This window comes from Rhodococcus sp. ENV425 (assembly GCF_002887785.1).
Taxonomy (GTDB): Bacteria; Actinomycetota; Actinomycetes; order Mycobacteriales; family Mycobacteriaceae; genus Rhodococcus; species Rhodococcus aetherivorans.
Map to the genome: position 1 here is coordinate 1 of NZ_PCZU01000033.1, position 19,060 is coordinate 19,060.

Below are 19,060 nucleotides of genomic sequence, written 5' to 3' on the forward strand. Positions count from 1 at the left end.
TCAGCCGGACAGGTTAAACGTCAAGCTCAGGGCAGGACGCGGATCCAGTCGATCAGGGCCCGGGCGACCTCGTGCGGAACCTCGGGGATCAGGGCATGCCCGGCCCCGGGGATCAGCACGACCGTGACCCGGTCGGCGCCGAACTGCCCGGTGAGTTCGCCGCGGGTCGGCGCCGGACGGAACACGTCGTCGCCTGCCTGCAGGTCCAGCAGCGGCGACGGCGCGACCGTCCACCATGATTCCTTGTCCGTGGCGGCCATCGCCCGGCGCTGCGCGACGATCGCGGCGGGCCACCAGCCGTCGAGCCACACCGCCGGGTCGTGCCCCTCGGCGAAGAACACCGCCCGCAGATGCTCGAGCCGCTCGGCACCCGGCAGCGACAGGTCGGAGCACTTGGCGACGCGTTCGGTGAGCGACTCCGGGAACCGGCGGGCGCCCGCGGCGAGAATCGCCACCCCCCGCACCAGGTCGGGCCGATCCGCAGCGAGGACCCGCGCGACGTAGTGGCCGAAGGCGTGCCCGGCGAGGACGGCCGGGCCCGCGTCGAGCCGCTCGATCACCTCGGCGACGTCGCGGGCGAGGTCGTGCAGGTCGAGGTCCTCGAGCGGACCGCGGCTCGTGCCCACGCCACGCGGCTGGGGCCGGATCGCACGGAAGCCCTCGGCGGCGAGGTCGGTTGCGATCGGGTCGAACTCGTAGGAGTCGCGGCCGAGGGACGGCAGCAACACCACGGCCGGGCCGGATCCGTCGACGAGCACCTCGATCTCCACGTCGCCGAACGCGACGGTGTGTATATCGCTCATGGCGACATCCTTCCAGTGCCGCCGACCAGGGGCGCGGCCCTGTCCGACGCTTGCGTGGCTACTGCCGAAAGAATGCGATCCGTTGGGTTCTGACGAATATTCGCCTTCGTCGTCCGCCTTCTCGGCCGGAGCGTCGAGTTCCCACCGGGAGGCTCTGCTGAAATTGATGCTCGCCTAATATCAATAGCGGCACGGTCTGATAGTCGAGATAGATCAATGGGGGCAGTAGTGGAGATCCGTCACCTGCGCACGTTCCTTGCGGTAGCGGAGGAACTTCACTTCGGCCGGGCGGCCGCGCGGCTTCATATGGCGCAGCCTCCCGTCAGCCAGCAGATCCAGCAGTTGGAGAAGGAGCTCGGCGTCCAGCTGTTCGAGCGCAACACACGGTCCGTCTCACTCACGAAGGCGGGCCAGGCGTTGCAGGGCCCGGCGCAGAAGGTTCTGAACGACTTGGACCTGGCAAAACGCGCGGCGATGTTCGGCAGCTCGGGAATCACCGGCAGAGTTTCCTTGGGTTTTGCCAGCGCCAGCAGCCGCCGCGTCCTGCCTCTGATCACCAGGGCCGTCAAGGGCAGCGAACCGGGCATCGACCTTGCTCTCCAAGGGCAGACGTACGGCGGAGCGGTGGTGAATCAGATCCTCTCCGGAAGCCTCGACATGGGCTTGGCTCGTCTGCCTGTCCGCGACCCGTCGATCGACTGGCACATCATCGACTTCGAGACGCTGGTGGCTGCGCTGCCCGAAGACCACCCACTGGCGGCGAAACCGGAGCTGGAAGTCGCCGACCTGGCCGGTGAGCCGTTCGTGACTTTCCCTGGCACGCAAGGCTCTACGGTCAGGGACGCCACGGCGCTGATCGCCCTGCAGGCGGGCTTCTCCCCGCGCATCGTCCAGGAGGCGCCCGATTCCTACACGATCCTCAGTCTCGTCGCCGCCGGTGTCGGGATCACAGTGACAGTCTCCTCCGTACAGCACATCCAAATGCCCGGACTTTGCTATCGGGCGTTTTCCACACCGGTACCGAAAATGGCCGCTGTGCTGGCATGGCACAAGAAGAACACGGATCCTGCCCTGCACGCTGTCGTGGCCATTGCCCGGGAGCTCCTGCCCACACCCGAGCCCGAGCCGGTACTCCTCATCCGGTAACCCGACGTTGCCCCGAAAGGGCCGGATCAGCCCCGCCGGACTCACCGAAGCCCCGGTTCCGCTGGGGTTCTTGTCGTTCCCGTCGACGTACCTTCGGATTGGTTAATCCCCGCTATCAAACTCATAGTGAATTCAGATCAATCAGAATTGGATTGCACTACTGTGGATATGAGAAGCTCTGCGCGGTGGGTCACAACGCCCGCCCCGGGGGGCGCGCCTCATAGGAGCCGTTCCCCTTCCTCAACTTCTCCCTTCGTTAGGTTCTCCATGTCAACAACAGCCACTGCCGGCGACGGCGCCGGAATGCCAGACGGCACAGGGCACTTTCCGAGAAATCAGCGGAAGTCCATGATCGCCGTCGTCTCGGGAAACTTCCTCGAATGGTTCGACTGGACCATGTATGCGCTCCTGACCACATACTTGGCCGCCAACTTCTTCGACAAGAACGATCCCCAGTCGGCGCTGCTCTCCACGCTGGCGGTGTTCGCCGGCGGCTTCCTCGCCCGCCCCCTCGGCGGGCTGATCTTCGGCCGACTGGGAGATAGGCTGGGACGCAAGACATCCCTGGTCATCTGCATGCTCATGATGGGCGCAGGCAGTCTCCTGATCGCGGTGATCCCGACCTACGACTCCATCGGCATCTGGGCCTCGGTTCTCCTTCTGACGGCTCGGCTCATCCAGGGCATCGCCCACGGCGGCGAAAGCGGAAACGCCTACACATACCTGGCCGAGATCGCCCCGGCGAACAAGCGGGGCCTGTGGGGTAGCAGCATCATGATGACCATGCTGCTCGGCGTCATGGCGGCAACCGCGATGAGCATCCTTCTGACGTCGATCATCTCCGAGGACGACATGTCGGAGTTCGGGTGGCGCATCGGCTTTGCCATCGGAGCAGTGCTGGCCATCTTCGCGCTGTTCCTCCGCCGTCAGGCCGAAGAATCCGGATTCTTCGAGGAAGCCAAGGCGGCCGCCGGCACCGCGTCGGTCCGGGTGATCACGCGCCGGCAACTGGTGATCATCGCCGTCCGCATTCTGATGCTGAGCCTCCTGACCAACGTCCTTTACTACACGTGGGTGAACTTCTCCTCGTCGTTCGCCATTTCCGGCAAGGGCATGGTTCCCAACGGGGCTTACATCGCAACGTTCTGCGCACAGATTCTTGCCTTCATCGCACTGCCGTTCTGGGGGCGGCTCTCGGACCGGATCGGGCGCCGCAAGCAACTGGTGTTGTGGGCTGTCGCGGTCATTGTGGTGGTGTTCCCCATCAACTGGGTCCTGACGTCGGCGCCGTGGACCCTGTTCGTATCGCAGGGAATTGCGTAGGCATCTGGACCTCCGTGGGTGCCGCACTCTCCGGCGGCACGGCGCCCTATCTCTACGCCTGGCTCGACTCCATGGATGTCGGGTGGATCTTCTCGGCCTACATCGTGGTGCTGGCTGTGGTCACCCTGGTAGCCGTCAGGTTCATCCCCGAAACAGCCGGTCTCGAAATGGACCGCATCCCGCTGCCCGGCGAAGAGAAGGTCTCCAGCGAGGACGAGAGCACCGCCGTCCCGGCAGGCCGTTGAGGTCCCCTGAACCAACCGTGACATTCGGCTCGGCCCCCGCCTGCGTTCCAGGCGGGGCCGAGCTGTGTCTTCATCGCGATCGCCCTCGAGAGATGACACGCGCAGCCGCATCATCGAGACCCACGGCCCCAGCCTGCCGCTTCGCGGTGAGTGGATCGAAACCGAGTGTCGGACATGAAGAAGGGTGAGCCGACCTGTTGGGCGCCGCCGACAAGATCGGCTGACCACGGCCGGCTGCACGGCCCGTCGTTGATCGCGACCATGGTCGCGGCCGCGTCCTCGGCGGATCACCGGGCCAGCGCGGGCATCACCATGGCGGAAAGTGCGAGACAGACGCCGCCGACCGCCGCGGGGCCGGCGCCGCGGCCATCGGCACCCTCTCCTCATCGGGATGCCTCGGTCCCCGACGGGTGCGTCCCATACGCCGGTGGCGGCGGTGCAGGTGCCCGGGCCGCTGATAGCCCCGTTATTGGCCTAAAGATTGCCATACATGCAGCCGATAACCGATATTGTGCCGCCTCGAACGCCAGGAGCACGAGACAGATGTGCTTCAGATCGTGTCGATGTACTGGCCCAACTCGTCGAGATCGGACGTGGTGTCGAGCAGTTTCTTGCTGCGCAGGACGGTTCGGGCGGTGTCGAGGTAGCGACGGATGAGTGGGCCGATGGTGTCCTCGCGGTAGGCCAAGGCCAGGGGCACGGACACTGTCGGAGATCTCAGCGGTCGGTAGGTGACACCGTTCATGCGCAGGTGCCGTACCGACTCGGGCGCGAGGGCGACCCCGAGGCCGGCGGCGACGAGGGCGACCAGGGTGGAGGTCTCGGCCACCTGTTGCCGGACGGTGGGAACGAAGCCCGCCTGCCTGCACGCGGTGATCAGGGTGTCGTGCATGGTCGACGGGGAGCAGTAGCCGATGAATGCCTCGTCGGCGAGATCGTGGAGGTCGATCGTGGTGGCGCTGGCCATGGGGTGCTGTACGGGCATGACCACCAGCAGGGGTTCGTTGCGCAGCAGTTCGACGACGATGCCGGGCGCGTTCACCGGGGGTCGGAGCAATCCGACGGACAGGGTGCCATCGAGCAGGGCCTGAACCTGGGCCGGGGTGAGCATCTCGCTGCGCAGGGTGAGCTCCACCAGCGGGTTGCGTTCGCGGTAGGCACGGACCAGGTTGGGCATCAGGTCGTAGGTGGCCGAGCCGGTGAACCCCAACGACAATGCTCCCATTTCTCCGCGGTCGGCTTTGCGCGCCGAATCCACGGCGTCCTCGCTGGCGGCGAGCAGGGCGACGCAGCGGTCGTAGAACACCCGGCCGGCCTCGGTCAGGGCGATCGAGCGGGTGGTGCGCGCGAGCAGTCGCACGCCGAGTTCGCGTTCGAGCTTGCGGATCTGATGGGAGACCGGGGACTGGGCGATGGACAGCCGCTCGGCCGCCCGGGTGAAGCTGCCCTCGTCGACAACGGTGACGAAGTACTTCATATGGCGCAGCTCCATACCCCAGTCTGACATTCAGATGGAAGATATCTCAATAGCTGAACAAACAGGTGTTAGACATCTAGGTTTCTGCCTCCTAGCCTCATCTTCGAGAGCTGGATCACACCGACCCCGGACAGTGACGGGCCTCTCGTTCCGGTGGGACCGCGGGCTGGGCGTTTCTCACCTCGTCGCACTTGTGGAGGAGAACACGTGAAGGTCAACCTGTTCCTGCAGGCGCCGTACCGGTACCTGCCCGACGACTTCGAGACCAAATACGAGTCGGTGTGCAGCATCCCGTACTCGCTCGTCACCCGGGACGGGATGTACTCCTCGATCCGGGACTTCATGGACGAGCTCATGCTCGGGGCCCGCAGCGGCTACGACGGCGTCGCGGTCACCGAACACGGCCAGAGCAGCTATGACATGGTCCCCAACCCCGATCTGATCTCGAGCGCGCTGGCCTACATGACCGAGACCGAGGGACTCGACGTCGCCGTCTACCCGATGGGCCGCTCTTTGGGCAAAGCCCGCGAGCCGCTCCGGGCCGCCGAGGAATACGCGATGATCGACGTGATGAGCGGCGGCCGCCTGGTCGCCGGACTGACCGTGGGTCTGAGCTACGACGCCAACATCAACAACGGCATCCCGCCGATCGAGGTCCGCCCCCGGTTCGACGAGAACCTCGAACTGGTCCTGCGGGCCTGGCGCGAGCAGGAACCGTTCGCCTGGAACGGCCGCTACACCCAATATCCGATGGTGAACATGTGGCCGCGGCCGCTGCAGGAGAACGTGCCGGTGTGGATCACCGGCATCGGCAACCCACGCACCATGCGGATGTGCTTCGACCGCGGCTTCGGGTTCAACTACCTGAGCTGGTTCGGCGCCAAGCTGACCGGCAAGCGCATCTTCGACCGCATGTGGGAACAGGCCGACGAGGCCGGCGTCGCCCGCAATCCCTACCGCATCGGGTTCCTGCAGACCATCGCCGTCGCCGAGACCGACGAACGCGCCGAGACCGAGTACGGTCCGCACGCCGAGTACGCCTTCCGCAAGGGCCTGGGCTCGATCCCGATCGAGAAGCTCGGCCTGCCCGGCGCCATCGACATCAACGGCGTCAAGGCCCTGATCAAGGACCCCGGCGACTTCGGCCTGTACCACCGCATGCGCACCGCCACCTTCCGCGATCTGGTCGAGGCCGGTGTCGTGGTGGTCGGCAGCCCCGACACCGTCGCCGAACAGCTGCTCGCCTTCTGCCGCGAATACGGCATCGGCAATCTGCACGCCATGCTCGGCTTCGGCTCGCTGCCCCGGCACCTGGTGATGAAGAACATCCACCTGTTCGCCGAGGAGGTCCTGCCGCGGCTGCGCACGCTGTGGACCGACACCGACCACGAACACCACTGGTGGCCGAGCCGACTCGGCGGCACCCCCATCGCCTACGACATCACCGCCACCACGAAGGCAGGAGCGAACGCCCGATGAGCACCACACCCACCATCACCGAACAGACCGTCGACGTCTGGGGCGGCCGGCTCGCCATCACCGTCAAGGTCGCCGGCGCCGGCGCACCGCTGCTGTATTTGCACCCGGCCGCCGGTCTGGCGTGGGATCCGTTCCTGTCCCATTTGGCCTCCCGGTACACCGTCTACGCCCCCGAATTCCCCGGCACCAGCGAGGGCAACCCGTACGCCATCCACACCATCGACACCCTCAGCGACATGGTGCTGGCCTACGAGGAGCTGGTCCGCACCCTCGGGCTCGACCATCCCGTGGTGATCGGGCAGTCCTTCGGCGGCATGCTCGCCGCCGAACTCGCCGCCACCTTCCCCACCCTGCCCGACAAGCTGGTCCTGCTCGACCCGATCGGGCTGTGGACCGAGACCGCCCCGGTCGCCAACTGGATCGCCACACCCCCCGACCAGCTACCGGCCCTGCTGTTCCACGACCCGGCGAGCCCGGCCGCCCAGGCGATGCTCGCACCCTCCGACGACCTCGCCCAGCAGCAGGCCGCGGCCGCGGCGATGGTGTGGGCGTTCGGCTGCACCGGCAAGTTCGCCTGGCCCATCCCCGACCGCGGCCTGCGGCACCGCCTGCACCGCATCACCGCACCCACGCTGATCGTGTGGGGCCGCAACGACAGGCTCATCTCGGTGGACTACGCCGATCAGTTCCACAAGCTCATCGCCGACAGCACCGTCACCATCGTCGACGACTGCGGCCACATCCCCCAGGTGGAAAAACTCGACGACACAGTCGAAGCCGTCGACAAATTCCTCCTCTGACCCGAGCAGGCACCGGTGTCCTCCCGACCGGGTCCCCGACCTCCCAGGAAACCGACCATGACCACAACGCTGCAACCCCCCGCACGCGATACCCGACCGGCCGACGAGCACGAGGTCGATGCGACGACGATCCGGCGGGCCATGGGCCGCGTGCCCACCTCGGTCGCCGTCGTCACCGCCCTGTGCGACGGGGAACCGGTCGGCATGACCATCGGCTCGCTGACCTCGGTATCGCTCGATCCACCGTTGGTGGCGTTCTTCGCCTTCTCCGGATCATCGACGTTCGCCCAGCTTCGGCGCTGTCGCACATTCTGCATCAACGTCCTCGCCGAGGATCAAGCCGAGATCTGCCACGGCTTCGCTCGACTCGACGGAGCGAAGTTCGACCTCGGTGAGTGGGAATATCACCACGGAATCCCCACCATCAAGAACGCCGTCACCACGGTGCTGTGCGAGCAGGACCATGTTTTCGAAGCCGGGGACCACCTCGGCATGATCGGCCGCGTCACCGACGTCGACTTCAGCGACAACCGGCCGTTGGTGTACTACCGCGGGCAGACATCCCAGCTTCACAGCTCCGGCTCCTGGGAATGATCGGTCCGGCCGGCTCCATGCCTGTCGGGGCGTGACCGGCAAGTCTGGATTCTTCGTCCGCTTGGATTCGAGGCGGCCGCATACGATGCACCGCAAGCCTCTCGTGCCCGATCTCTCCAAGCGGTGAGACTAGACCCGGGACCGGGTAAGTTCTGGTTAGAGCCGGTTGCCGTTGGTGGCGTCGATGACCTGCCCGGTGATCGCACCGGCGGCGGCGCTGACGAGGAAGGCCACGATCGCGGCGATGTCCTCCGCGGTGGCGAGTTTTCGCAGTGCAGTGGTGGACGCGGCGGTGGTGCGGGCATGGTCGTCACCGCGAAGCCAGTGCGCGTTCATGTCGGTATCGAGCGCGGCCGGCGCCACGGCGTTGGCGGTGATGCCTCGTTCGCCGACGTCTACGGCGAGGGCGCGGGTGAACACCTCGATCGCCCCCTTGGTCATGGCGTAGCTGATGACGTCGGGTCTGGCGTAGCGGGCGGATCCGGAGGAAATGTTGACGATGCGACCGCCGTCGTGCATCCGGGGCAGGGCATGCCGAGTCACGAAGAACGGGGCGCGCTAATTGAGTGCGACCAGACGGTCGAAATCCTCGACAGTGACGCGCTCGAGCGCTCCGCGCCGACTGATTCCGGCGTTGTTGACGAGGATGTCGAGCCCTCGGTCGAGCCCGAGACCGTCGAGCGCGGAGTCGAACTCCCGCATCAGCTCTTCAGTCCCCTCGGGTCGGGACAGGTCGGCCTGGACCGCAGCCGCGAGGCCCCCGGCAGCCGTGATGCCGTCGACCACCGCAGCGGCGGCCGTCCGATCGGATCCGTAGTGGACGATTACGGCGGCACCGGAGGCGGCCACCGCATCTGCGATGGCCGCCCCGATGCCGCGGCTGGCCCCGGTGACCAGCGCGACTCCTCGGCCCGTGTGCATTCCTACTGACGAGCTGCGAGGTCGAGGGCGATGTCGGCGATGAGGTCTTCCTGCCCACCGACCAGCCCGCGTTCACCGACGGCGAGCACGGGCGGACGGAGGTCATCCGGGGCCACCTTTCGTTGGGACTGCGGGGCGGGAGCGGCGGGGTCTATTCGTCGACGGCGACGGCGGTAGTAATTCCGAATCCTGCTATCCACTCGTGGATTTCGCGGTAGAAGGTCGAGGTGACGCGGTACTTCCCGGCGGCGCTCATTGCCGCGTACGCGGCGATCCAGGTGCGCACTTCGTGGGAGGAGTGTCCGGCCTGTTCGACGAACCAGTCGTTGGTCCAGGCGTCGATCTGCTCGAGGTCGCCGGAGGCGAGGACGTCGAGCAGGTGCCGGTCCCATTCGGGGTTCAGTGGCTGGATGGCGGCGGTGCCGGCGGCGAAGTCCCGCCCGGCGGTGATGACGCGCTGTTCGCGGGCATCACGTTCGGCGGCACTGGGATTGCGGCCGTCGATCAACCGCTCGCGCACTTCCTCTGGCGCGGTGGCGAACTGCGGGACCGGCGGGTCGTGGGACAGGCCGCCGGATCCGACGAACAGCACACGCTTGTCCAGCTTGGCAGCGGCCCGCCCGACCGCCTCGCCGAGCAGCCGTACCCGTCTGACCGGGCCGAGCGGTTCGGCGACCGAATTGATGAAGATCGGCACGGTCGGCACGGCGGTGATCGATCCGACCAGCAATTGGAGTGCTTGGGCGAATCCGTGGTCGACGTGCATGCGTTCGGAGAATGCGACGTCGATGCCGCTGTCGAGGACTTCGCGGGCGACTGCGTAGGCGGCGTCACGGTCGACGTCGAGAGGGCCGGCTTCGGTGCCGTAGTCGCCGACGGACTGCGCGGCGGCACCGATACAGAACGGCGGCAGCAGGTCGTAGAAGACGCCGTTGTAGTGGTCGGGGGCGAAGATGACGATGAGATCGGGGGCGAAGTCGGCGACGAACCGGCGCGCGTGGTCGAATGCGGCGTCGACGGCGTCGATGACTTCCTGTTCGGGGTCGTTGCGTCCCATCAGGGGGGAGTGCGACATCGCGCACAGCGCTACAGGCATCGCGGCGGTCTCCTTGCTGCTGCTTCGGCGCTTTCTCTCCGGGGGTCCGGACGAGAGCGCAATAGGTCGGGTAAGTGGGATCCGGCCGGTGCCGCCCGGGTTGCAGGGGTTGGCGGCACCGGCCGGGGTCTGTGTCAGCTGCGACCGAGGAGGAAGTCCAGATGCAGCTTGTTGAAGGTCTCGGGGTCCTCGTACTGGGGCCAGTGGCCACAGTTCTCCATGATGGCCAGCTTGGCGCCCGGGATGTGGGAGGCGATGCGCTTGGCTTCGTCGACCGGACCGGAGGGGTCCTTGGTGGTCCACAGCACCATCGCGGGCACCGTGATGCCGTTGAGAGTGGCGTCGGTGATCATGTTCCGCTTGCGGGTTTCGAGGTCCTGCAGTGCCATGTTCATCTCGCAGGCCTTGAGCCAATCCGGCTGCTGGAAGATGGCCTGGCGGGTGCGGATCAGGTCGTCGGTGACCATGGTCGGGTCGGCCATGAGCCATTCGAGGCGTGCTTTGACGCGTTCCCAGCTCGGGTCCTTCGCCGCTTCCATCGACAGGGTATAGAGACGTTCCATCACCTGAGGGTTGGCCATGGTGCCGCCCATGGTGTTGAGCACGATCCGGTCGACCTTCTCGGGATGGTCGTGCGCGAACTGGGCGGTGACCCAGCCGCCGAGAGACTCCCCGGAAAACGAGGCCTTCTCGACGCCGATGGCGTCCAGGAACTGCAGCACGTGGTCGATGTAGTGCTTGATCTCGAGCGGGTGGTCGGGCTTGGTCGAGTAGCCGTGGCCGATGAAGTCGATTGCCCAGACGTTGAAGTGCTCGGAATGCGAGCGCAGATTGCGCACGTACGCCTCGGCGTGGCCGGTGATGCCGTGCAGCAGGATCAGCGTGGGCTTGGACGAGTCGCCGGCGTGCAGGTATCGGGTCCGGTAGGGGCCGGCCTGGATGAATCCCTGGCTGAACTCGACCTGGTTCAGGTCGTCCCAGACGCTGGTGTAAGGACGGGTCATCGGTTCTCTCCCTCGACTGTGGTGGTGCGGGTGGCGGAAGCTGGTGCTGCATCCTCGGCGGTAACGTGCGGAACGACGATCGGCACGGCCCGGGTGCTGTACTGCGGCTCGTTTGTGCCGCTCGGGTTCCCGTTGTCGCTGGCCGAGTGGTCGAGGACCGCGGTGAGAGCGTTCTCGAGGCTGGTGAGCGCTTCGGTGTCGTCCCAGACCGGAGCACTGTGTCGCCACGCGACGTAGCCGTCGGGCCGCACGAGCAGGGCGCCGGCCTCGTCGATGTCGCGGACCCGCCGCCAGTATCCGTAAGGGTCGATGGTGCCGGGTTCGCCGACAACGACGGTCCGCAGGAACGGCAGGTCGAGTTTGGCGGCGGCACGCTTCCATGCCTGGCCGCCGAGTCCGGTCAGCAGGGTCATCATTCCCTTGCCGGTGACGTCGAGGGTGGAGATGCGGGTTCCGTCGGCGCCGACCAGCCACGCATGCGGCAGCTTCGCGCCCGGCCGGGTGGTGGCCTGCAGGTACAGCTCACGATCGCGCACCCACACTTCCTCGCCCGCCTCGGGGTCGGGAACGACCGCGGACGAGGTGTAGCGCTGGTTGAGTTCGACGCCCTGGGCGTTGAATTCGGCGTTCTTCACCTCCAGCGCCTCGTACAGCCGCTCACGCAGAGCAACACCTTCGGACGAGGGTTCCTTCAACTTTGCCAGGCCGGCGGCGACCGGGTCGTCGCTCTCGTGATCGAACCATTCGCGCAGCCCGGCGTAGTCCTTGCGGGACTGGTTGGCGCGAGCGACGATCTGTTTGCCGACCGGAACACGCTCAGGAGAGTAGGACTCGAGCAGACCCGGTCCTGCATACCCCTTCACGACGAACGCGATCTTCCATGCCAGGTTGAACGCGTCCTGCATGGACGTGTTCGAGCCCAGCCCGCTGCTCGGCGGATGCCGGTGCACCGCGTCGCCGCCGCAGAACACTCGACCGGACTGGTAGTGCTCAGCCCACTGCTGGTTGACGTACCAGAAGGACCTCGACACGATCTCGACGTCCAGGTGCGGGTCGCCGACGAGGGTCCGGATCTGTTCGAGGACAACGTCGTCGGAGACATCCGGCTCGCCGTTCGCCATGTCGAAGCCCCAGCCGGCGATCCACTGGTCCCACGGTCGGATCGCGCGCAGCAGACCCATGCCGATCTCACCGAAACCGGCCTTCGAGTTGACGATCCAGTGCAAGATGCTCGGCCGATGAGCGACATATTTGCTCAGGTCCGCGTTGAACAGGATGTACGCGGTACCGGCGCGGGCGAGTTCACCTTCGAACGGAAGCCCGATCTGTTCGGCGATCTTCGATCGTGCGCCGTCGAAACCGAGCAGGAAGCGGGCTCGCTGGGTGAACACGGTGCCCGAGCGGACGTCGCGGAACCGGACGGTCACCCCGTCCTCGTCCTGGGCGTGGTCGAGGTATTCGGTGTTGAAGCTGATGACCGCACCACGTTCGGCGGCGTTCTTGATCAGCACCGGCTCCATCAGGGGCTGCGGAATGTCGAGCATCGTGCAGGGGCTTCCGGACAGGTAGTCCCCGTAGCGGATATCGCCCGTACCCCAGGTCTGCATCCGGACGATCTCCTCGCCGGCCAGGCTCGTGGTGAACAGCGTGTCGCCCATCTGGTCCCACGGGGTGGCGTAGTTGCGCGCCTCGTCTTCGACGCCCAGGTCACGCAGCACTTCGACGGCGCGCTGGTTGGTGATGTGCGCGCGCGGCGAGTTCGCCACCCAGGGGAACATCGAGACGGCGTGAACGCGGATGCCGTAGCTGGCCAGGGCAAGCGCCGCTGTGCCACCGGCGGGGCCGAGGCCGACGATCACGACGTCGGTGTCGTAGGAGGTGCGGTCGTGGTCACTCATGTCTGTCATCACTTCACTTGTCGAGGACGCGCAGGGATGCTGCGGTGTCCGGAACTGTCCGAGTCGAAAATGTTTCGGTGTCAGGCATTTTCGGTGTGGAGGTGGCCTGGTCGCGAGTGAGCTGGCTCGCAGCGCCCTTGCGCCCCCAGCCGCCGGGCAGCAGGATCACCGAGACGATCGAGATGGCCGAGACGATCAGCAGGTAGGTCACGATCGAGTTGCTGGTGTTGGTGGAGGCGTACAAGGCGGTCGCGATCGTCGGGGCGAACGCGGAGCCGGCGACCTGGGAGATGGTGTAGCCGATAGAGACACCGCTGTAGCGCACGTCCGCGTCGAAGACCATCGTGAACAGGGAGCCTGTCACGCCGGCGGCGGGGGCCATTGCAATTCCGAAGACCAGCACCTGCGCGGCCATGAACAGCCACGGGTTGCCGGTGTTGATCAGCGCGAAGGCGGGGGCGATCACCACACCCATCGCGGCGGCGCCGAGCAGGTACATGGTCTTGCGGCCGAAAGTGTCGGACAGAGCGCCGAACACGGGGTAGAGGAGGACGGCGACGATGCCGGCGACGAATACTCCGGCCAGGGCGAAGGTGCGGCTGATCCCCGCGACGGTGGTGCCGTAGGAGACGAGGTAGGCCATGCAGATATAGGCGAACACTCCTTGGGACAGGTAGGTGCCCGCGATGAGGAGAATTTCCTTCCAGTGCTTGCGGAACGCTTCGGCGATCGGCATTCGCACCACGGCGCTCTGTGCCTTCACCTCGGCGAAGTCGGGGCTTTCGGCCAGGGACAGGCGAATGAACAGCCCGATCACGATCAGCACCGCGCTGAACAGGAACGGCAGTCGCCAGCCCCAACTCAGGAACTGCTCGTCGGGCAATTGGGAGACCGCGAAGAACGCCAGGGTTGCGACGCTGGTCCCGGCGGGTGCCCCCATCTGGGAGAAGGATCCGAAAAAGCCCTTCTTCGCGGTGGGGGCGTGCTCGACGGCCATCAGGGTGGCTCCACCCCACTCGCCGCCGACGGCAAAGCCCTGCACCAGGCGCAGCAGGGTCAGCAGGATGGGGGCGGCGATCCCGATTTGGGCGTAACCGGGCAACAATCCCATCAGTACGGTGGCCGAGCCCATTCCGACCAGGGAGATCACCAGCATCTGCTTGCGGCCGACCCGGTCACCGAAGTGCCCGAACACTATGCCACCCAGCGGGCGGGCGAGGAACCCAACGCCGAAGGTCGCGAACGACAACAGGATTCCGATCGCGGACGAGACATCCGGGAAGAACAACTCAGGGAATACCAGCGCGGCCGCGGTGCCGTAGATGAAGAAGTCGTAGTACTCGACGGTGGTACCGATGAAGCTGGCCATCGCTACCCGCAGCGGTGAGGTCTTCGTCGGGGAGGTAGGTGTGGTGCTCACGGTCGGGCTTCCCCGATCTGTGGGCGGAAGTGGGCTCGTGCCCCGAAGGACGATGCGTGCGAAGCGGTCGTCATGGCCGCTCCTTTCTTCTGGGGATGTTCGAGAGGGGTTCTCTGGAGAATCTTCGAGAGGGAGCACTCAACTAGAATGCTAGACGTCTAGTTCAGACGCTACTCGGGCATAGAGGGTGACGCAAGTCTCTGGATGAGGGTAAAGGTGATCGACGGCGCGCCGGCCCTCTGGGGCGAGACAGGGGTCAGCGTGGAGGGTGCCGGTGGATCGTCTGCAGCGCTACGGCCGAGAGTCCCCCCTCGGCGTAGGTGGCGCGATAGCGGAGCCGGTCGATGGCCCGGGTATCGGGGTCTAGCTCGGCAGCTGGGCGTTGGATTCGTCGCGGATTACTGCGATGGTGCCGACGATGTGGCGTTCCATGGCCTCGCGGGCGGCAGCTGCGTCACGGTTGCGGATGGCCTCGGTGATTTCGTGGTGGTCATGCTGCCGGTCGGGCAGTGCGCTCGAGAGCGGGTTGGTGATGCCGGTGGTGTTGATCAGGAAGTCCGACAGATCCCACATTCGCTGGCTGGTCTCCTCCATGATCCGCGAGTGCGCCATCGCGTGGATGGCCGCATGGAACTCCCGGTTGTGCACGCGGTACCCGCGGGCGCGGACCACCGGGTCGTGGGAGGTGATCAGGGCGTCGACCCGCGCCGAGATCAGGTCCAGCTCCAGCAACTGGGCCTCGGTCCGCCGGGAGGCCGCTACCGCGGCGATGGTCCCTTCGAAACCGCCGAACAGGGTGTAGAAGTCTTCCACTTCGCGCGGGGCGTAGGAGACGACCTCGCAACCGACCTGGGGAACGATGTGGACCAGCTTGTCGCTGGACAGGCGGCGCAGAGCGTCCATGACGGGCTGCTTGCTCACCCCGAACTCTTGCCGGATCGACTCGACGACGATCTTCTCGCCTGCCGCATAGCGCCCTTCGAGCAGCCGGTTCTTCAGAATGTCGTACAACGCGGAGGACAGCCGCGCCCCCGAGGTGCGGACATTGGCGAGCAGGGCGGCGGCCTCACTGCCCGGCTTGGGGCCGGTGTCGGTGGTGGTCATCGAGTCAGGCTTTCCGTCGGCGTCCCGGACATGGCTCCCCCTTATGCCGCGGCGCTCACCGCAACAGCTTGCATTCTAGTACTTGTGGTGTGAGTCACTGTGGGTTACCTTCGTCTGGAACGCTAGCATTCCAGACCTGATGGACGGGGCATCGTGGCCAACCTCGGGGTTAACGCCGGAGGGCACGCCGTACGCGCCATATCCCGGCACCCGGACATGCGCCCTCTGCGGGCGACAGGCCGAGCAGTGCCCTCGGCAACGCGGGCCACATGCAAGGAGAAGAACATGGAATTCTGTATCGGTACCTGCGCCAAGATCGATCAGGTCGCAGTGGTGAAACGGGCCGAGGACCTGGGCATCACACACTTCGGCGTCGGCGAAGGCCCCTTGCTGTTCTCCGACCCTTACCAGTTCCTCGCCCTTGCCACCCAGCACACCAGCACCATCAACCTGGGCACCATGGTCACCAATCCGCTGACCCGGATCGCCCCGGTCACCGCCAATTCGATGGCCACCCTCAACGCCCTGGCCCCCGGCCGGACCTTCCTCGGCATCGGCACCGCCAACAACGCCCTGCGCTCGATGGGCAACCGCACCGCGAAGATCTCCGAACTCACCCACGCCATCGAAGTCTCACGAGAGCTGATGGCCGGCCACCGGGTCACCCACCATTGGCTCGGGCAGTCCCGGGAAGTGGAGTTCCTCGACAAGGACAGTGGCTTCTACAACGTCACCGACCACATACCCATCTGGGTCGCGGCCGGCGGACCCCGCGGGCTCGCCGAGGCGGCGAAGTACGCAGACGCCGTCGTCTACTGCCTCGGGCCCGACACCGACATGATCGGCCTGATCCGCCGCGAACTCGACAAGGCGGTCGCCGATGCCGGCCGGGCACCGGGTTCGGTCAAGCTCGTCTCTCTGTCGTGGTTCTACCAACTCGGCAACGGGGAAACCTGGGAAGACGGCGTCACCAACGGCTTCGGTTCCGGCCCGATCAGCTCATGCATCACCAACGCCGGGCTGATGGACCAGCACCGCGAAGAGCTCGGCGATCCGATTGTCGACGCGTCCCTCACCGCCGCCCAGCAGTACCTCGCTGACCCGAAGACCCCGGACCAGCCGCACTACCTCGATGTCTGGGCGAAATACCTGCGCGGACTCGATCCCCGACACCGTCCGATCATCACCAAAGAACTCGTCGACTACTGGTGCCTGTACGGATCCCCCGCCGACCTGCGCGAGAAGGCGGCCCTGATGCGCGAGGCCGGCGTCGACATACTCCAGGTCTTCCTGTCCAACCCGTTCACCGCTGCCCGCGACATCGACAACATCGGGCACTCGATCCTCGCCCACGCCTGACCGCCCCCACCCTTTCCCAGCCAGGAGCTCTTGATGGAACTCGACCCGCGCACCACCGCCGTCGTGGCAGTGCACTGCCAAGGCGACATCGTCGGCCCCACCGGCGCCTTCGCCGACTTCTTCCACCAGCAGGTCACCGTACGCCACGTCATCGACCAGATTGCCGCGCTCATCGCCGCCGCCCGCACGGCCGCCGCAACCGTCGTCTACACCCGGGTCGCGTGGAAGCCCGACTTCTCCGATCTCGAGGTCAATTCACCCCTGCTGGGCATCGTCGCTCAATCCGGCTGCCTCAAAGAGGGCAGCGAACTCGCCGAGATCGTTGAACCGCTCGCACCGCACGGAGATGACATCGTGCTCACCCATCAGCGCATCGGCGCGTTCGCTCGTACCGACCTCGACACCGTCCTGCGCGAGAAGGGCATCACCACTCTCGTCTTCGCCGGAGTGGCCACGAACGCCTCCGTCGAGGGCACTGCCCGGGTGGCCAGCGATCTCGGCTACCGGGTGGTGATCGTCGAAGATGCATGCTCCGCAGCCACCCCCGCAGCGCACCACGCGAGCATCGACTCACTCGGACTGCTGGCCGAGATCAGCACCGTCGACGAGGTCCGCACCGCCCTGACCGCGACGGTCACCGGCACCCGCGCCTGATCACACCGAAGCTCGCTTCGATGCGGGCACATGACCGCGCCGTACATCCCCACCTATAGACCGCGACCAAACACACTAAATATCAGGAGTTTTCGTACATGAAGTCCACCATGCGTGTGGCCCGCCTCCACGAGATCAATCAGCCGATGCAGATCGAGGACCTCCCTGTTCCCGAGCCACGGCCGACCGATGTGCTGGTACAGGTCAAGGCATGCAACGTCGTGCCGAACCTGAGCAACGTCCTGGCCACCTACAGCGAATGGTTCCCCTATCTGCCGCTGCCCAAGCTCCCCGCCGCCTTCGGTCTCGACTCTGCCGGTGTCGTCGCCGCCGTCGGCAGCCATGTCACCGACGTCGCCGTCGGTGACCGGGTCTACGTCAACCCCGGCATCTCCTGCGGCGGCTGCCGCGCCTGCCGGCAGGGCAACGATCAGAACTGTGACCGCTATACCTTCATGGGCTACTTCTCCTTCGGCGCCGACGGCCAGAAAATGTTCGACGCCTACCCCTATGGCGGCCTCAGCGAGTATCTGACCGCACCCCAACGCAATCTGGTCAAACTGCCCGACACGGTCAGCTTCGAGGAAGGCGCCCGCTTCGGCTATCTCGGCACCGGCTACTCGGCACTGCGCAAGGCCGGCGCCGGCCCGGGCACCACGGTCCTGATCGACGGCATCTCAGGAACTCTGGGCCTGGGCACCTGCCTGAACGCCCTCGCGCTCGGCGCGACCCGCATCTTCGGCACCGGCCGCAACGCCGGCCTGCTCGACGACGTCCGCGCGATCGCCCCCGACCGCATCCACGTCCTCCCCGCCGGGGAGGGTGAGCTGCGCAGCTGGGTGCACGAGCACAACCACGGCGAGGGCGTCGACATCGTCATCGACGCCCTCGGTCCCGGCGCCCCTGCCGAATCGTTCCTCGACGCCATTACCACCCTCCGTCGCGGTGGCGTCGCGGTCGATATCGGCGGCATGATGGAACGCCCACCGCTGGATATGTTCTCGCTGATGTGCCGGCAGATCAGCGTGCTCGGCAGCTTGTGGTTCTCCACCGCCGAAGCCCAGGACATGGCCGACCTCGCTGGCGCCGGGGTCCTCGACCTCTCGGTCTTCGAACACCACAGTTTCCCGCTCGAGAAGATCAACGAAGCACTCGCAGACCTGCCTGCCCGACATGGCGGATTTTCGAACTTCATCAGCGTTCCCTGAGGTGACACGCGAAAGATAAGAGCGAGACTCGGTGCAGATGGCCTTTGCGATGAAGATGCGAAGGTCATCTGCATTCAGCGCCGGTAGCTACGCGCGCATTGCAGGTTCAGTGCCGATAGCCGAAATCATGTGAGTCTGGAGATAGCAAAGCTCATTTCCCACTGCGATCCACTTCCTGCCGAACTCCATGATCGTCCTCCTGTCGTCGGTGCGCCCTGTTGCGCACCACCAGCCGTGGTTCCCACGCGTGAAACCTCGGGGAGACCGACATCAGCGAGTTCTCATGATCGAAGAAGGGATCGATGCGGTGCCGCGAATGGACAAAAGGGATAATCGAGCGGCCGCGCGGATTCCCCCGATCCGTGCGCCGTCCCGAGAGAAAGAGACACACATGAAGATTCGTCGGCTCATCGCCACCGCGGCCGGGTGCGCTGCCCTCGTCGTCGCCGCTCCGGCCACCGCGAACGCATTCTCGCTCGCCGACCTGCTGCCCACCGGATCCGCGGATTTCCTGTTCCCGCAGCCCGCC

At 66.0% G+C, this 19,060-nt stretch carries 16 protein-coding genes and 2 pseudogenes; 9 read left to right on the plus strand and 9 right to left on the minus strand.

The window, feature by feature from the left end:
- Positions 1-26 precede the first annotated feature (26 nt).
- Positions 27-803 carry an alpha/beta fold hydrolase gene (locus CQZ88_RS01985; RefSeq protein ID WP_006938998.1) on the minus strand — a complete coding sequence of 259 codons (777 nt, stop codon included), beginning with the start codon at positions 801-803 and terminating at the stop codon, positions 27-29.
- Positions 804-1,031: 228 nt separating this feature from the next.
- On the opposite strand from CQZ88_RS01985, the gene CQZ88_RS01990 reads away from it, so the two are divergent.
- From CQZ88_RS01990 to CQZ88_RS30160, 3 genes are all read left to right on the plus strand, one after another.
- Positions 1,032-1,949, plus strand: coding sequence for a LysR family transcriptional regulator (locus CQZ88_RS01990; RefSeq protein ID WP_029542615.1), 918 nt, complete (start codon positions 1,032-1,034; stop codon positions 1,947-1,949).
- A 348-nt stretch (positions 1,950-2,297) separates the two neighbouring features.
- Positions 2,298-3,272 carry an MFS transporter gene (locus CQZ88_RS01995; RefSeq protein ID WP_219727500.1) on the plus strand — a complete coding sequence of 325 codons (975 nt, stop codon included), beginning with the start codon at positions 2,298-2,300 and terminating at the stop codon, positions 3,270-3,272.
- Between the two features lie 14 nt (positions 3,273-3,286).
- Positions 3,287-3,517: a hypothetical protein gene (locus tag CQZ88_RS30160; protein ID WP_219727501.1), complete on the plus strand. Its 231-nt coding sequence runs from the start codon at positions 3,287-3,289 to the stop codon at positions 3,515-3,517.
- 550 nt (positions 3,518-4,067) lie between these two features.
- Here CQZ88_RS30160 and CQZ88_RS02000 read toward each other — a convergent pair.
- On the minus strand, positions 4,068-5,024 hold the full coding sequence (locus tag CQZ88_RS02000) for a LysR family transcriptional regulator (protein ID WP_080688475.1): 957 nt from the start codon (positions 5,022-5,024) through the stop codon (positions 4,068-4,070).
- Positions 5,025-5,201: 177 nt separating this feature from the next.
- Here CQZ88_RS02000 and CQZ88_RS02005 point away from each other — a divergent pair, with 177 nt between their 5' ends.
- Genes CQZ88_RS02005 through CQZ88_RS02015 form a run of 3 tightly spaced genes read left to right on the plus strand, consistent with a single transcriptional unit; the run spans position 5,202 to position 7,867 of the window.
- On the plus strand, positions 5,202-6,473 hold the full coding sequence (locus tag CQZ88_RS02005; protein ID WP_043797920.1) for an LLM class flavin-dependent oxidoreductase: 1,272 nt from the start codon (positions 5,202-5,204) through the stop codon (positions 6,471-6,473).
- Positions 6,470-7,273 (plus strand): alpha/beta fold hydrolase, encoded by an 804-nt coding sequence (locus CQZ88_RS02010; protein WP_043797917.1) that lies wholly within the window; start codon positions 6,470-6,472, stop codon positions 7,271-7,273. Before CQZ88_RS02005 ends, CQZ88_RS02010 begins: the two co-directional genes overlap by 4 nt.
- 57 nt (positions 7,274-7,330) lie before the next feature.
- Positions 7,331-7,867 carry a flavin reductase family protein gene (locus CQZ88_RS02015; RefSeq protein WP_006938981.1) on the plus strand — a complete coding sequence of 179 codons (537 nt, stop codon included), beginning with the start codon at positions 7,331-7,333 and terminating at the stop codon, positions 7,865-7,867.
- Between the two features lie 156 nt (positions 7,868-8,023).
- On the opposite strand, the pseudogene CQZ88_RS02020 reads toward CQZ88_RS02015, so the two are convergent.
- The 7 genes and pseudogenes from CQZ88_RS02020 to CQZ88_RS02050 all read right to left on the minus strand — a co-directional run bounded on the left by CQZ88_RS02020 (position 8,024) and on the right by CQZ88_RS02050 (position 15,310).
- Positions 8,024-8,788, minus strand: a pseudogene (locus tag CQZ88_RS02020) (SDR family oxidoreductase).
- A gap of 2 nt (positions 8,789-8,790) precedes the next feature.
- Positions 8,791-8,892, minus strand: a pseudogene (locus CQZ88_RS02025) (hypothetical protein); the annotation flags it as partial.
- Positions 8,893-8,939: 47 nt separating this feature from the next.
- Complete coding sequence (locus CQZ88_RS02030; RefSeq protein WP_102799167.1) at positions 8,940-9,884, minus strand: 3-carboxyethylcatechol 2,3-dioxygenase; 945 nt, start codon at positions 9,882-9,884, stop codon at positions 8,940-8,942.
- Between the two features lie 134 nt (positions 9,885-10,018).
- On the minus strand, positions 10,019-10,888 hold the full coding sequence (locus tag CQZ88_RS02035; protein WP_006938972.1) for an alpha/beta fold hydrolase: 870 nt from the start codon (positions 10,886-10,888) through the stop codon (positions 10,019-10,021).
- Positions 10,885-12,795, minus strand: coding sequence for an FAD-dependent monooxygenase (locus tag CQZ88_RS02040; RefSeq protein WP_006938969.1), 1,911 nt, complete (start codon positions 12,793-12,795; stop codon positions 10,885-10,887). Before CQZ88_RS02040 ends, CQZ88_RS02035 begins: the two co-directional genes overlap by 4 nt.
- A gap of 4 nt (positions 12,796-12,799) precedes the next feature.
- Positions 12,800-14,155: an MFS transporter gene (locus CQZ88_RS02045; RefSeq protein WP_102799168.1), complete on the minus strand. Its 1,356-nt coding sequence runs from the start codon at positions 14,153-14,155 to the stop codon at positions 12,800-12,802.
- Between the two features lie 414 nt (positions 14,156-14,569).
- Positions 14,570-15,310 (minus strand): GntR family transcriptional regulator, encoded by a 741-nt coding sequence (locus tag CQZ88_RS02050; RefSeq protein WP_006938967.1) that lies wholly within the window; start codon positions 15,308-15,310, stop codon positions 14,570-14,572.
- A 285-nt stretch (positions 15,311-15,595) separates the two neighbouring features.
- On the opposite strand from CQZ88_RS02050, the gene CQZ88_RS02055 reads away from it, so the two are divergent.
- From CQZ88_RS02055 to CQZ88_RS02065, 3 genes are all read left to right on the plus strand, one after another.
- Complete coding sequence (locus CQZ88_RS02055) at positions 15,596-16,669, plus strand: LLM class flavin-dependent oxidoreductase (RefSeq protein ID WP_029542606.1); 1,074 nt, start codon at positions 15,596-15,598, stop codon at positions 16,667-16,669.
- A gap of 33 nt (positions 16,670-16,702) precedes the next feature.
- Entirely contained in the window at positions 16,703-17,323 is a 621-nt protein-coding gene (locus CQZ88_RS02060) for a cysteine hydrolase family protein (RefSeq protein WP_006938964.1), read from the plus strand.
- Positions 17,324-17,421: 98 nt separating this feature from the next.
- Complete coding sequence (locus tag CQZ88_RS02065; RefSeq protein WP_102799169.1) at positions 17,422-18,531, plus strand: alcohol dehydrogenase catalytic domain-containing protein; 1,110 nt, start codon at positions 17,422-17,424, stop codon at positions 18,529-18,531.
- Positions 18,532-19,060: the final 529 nt, after the last annotated feature.

Coding starts and splice junctions, on each gene's coding strand:
- CQZ88_RS01985 (WP_006938998.1), bottom strand. CDS start 803: ATGAGCGATATACACACCGTCGCGTTCGGCGACGTGGAGATCGAGGTG.
- CQZ88_RS01995 (WP_219727500.1), top strand. CDS start 2,298: ATGATCGCCGTCGTCTCGGGAAACTTCCTCGAATGGTTCGACTGGACC.
- CQZ88_RS02000 (WP_080688475.1), bottom strand. CDS start 5,024: ATGTCAGACTGGGGTATGGAGCTGCGCCATATGAAGTACTTCGTCACC.
- CQZ88_RS02010 (WP_043797917.1), top strand. CDS start 6,470: ATGAGCACCACACCCACCATCACCGAACAGACCGTCGACGTCTGGGGC.
- CQZ88_RS02015 (WP_006938981.1), top strand. CDS start 7,331: ATGACCACAACGCTGCAACCCCCCGCACGCGATACCCGACCGGCCGAC.
- CQZ88_RS02030 (WP_102799167.1), bottom strand. CDS start 9,884: ATGCCTGTAGCGCTGTGCGCGATGTCGCACTCCCCCCTGATGGGACGC.
- CQZ88_RS02035 (WP_006938972.1), bottom strand. CDS start 10,888: ATGACCCGTCCTTACACCAGCGTCTGGGACGACCTGAACCAGGTCGAG.
- CQZ88_RS02040 (WP_006938969.1), bottom strand. CDS start 12,795: ATGACAGACATGAGTGACCACGACCGCACCTCCTACGACACCGACGTC.
- CQZ88_RS02045 (WP_102799168.1), bottom strand. CDS start 14,155: ATGGCCAGCTTCATCGGTACCACCGTCGAGTACTACGACTTCTTCATC.
- CQZ88_RS02050 (WP_006938967.1), bottom strand. CDS start 15,310: ATGACCACCACCGACACCGGCCCCAAGCCGGGCAGTGAGGCCGCCGCC.
- CQZ88_RS02055 (WP_029542606.1), top strand. CDS start 15,596: ATGGAATTCTGTATCGGTACCTGCGCCAAGATCGATCAGGTCGCAGTG.
- CQZ88_RS02060 (WP_006938964.1), top strand. CDS start 16,703: ATGGAACTCGACCCGCGCACCACCGCCGTCGTGGCAGTGCACTGCCAA.
- CQZ88_RS02065 (WP_102799169.1), top strand. CDS start 17,422: ATGAAGTCCACCATGCGTGTGGCCCGCCTCCACGAGATCAATCAGCCG.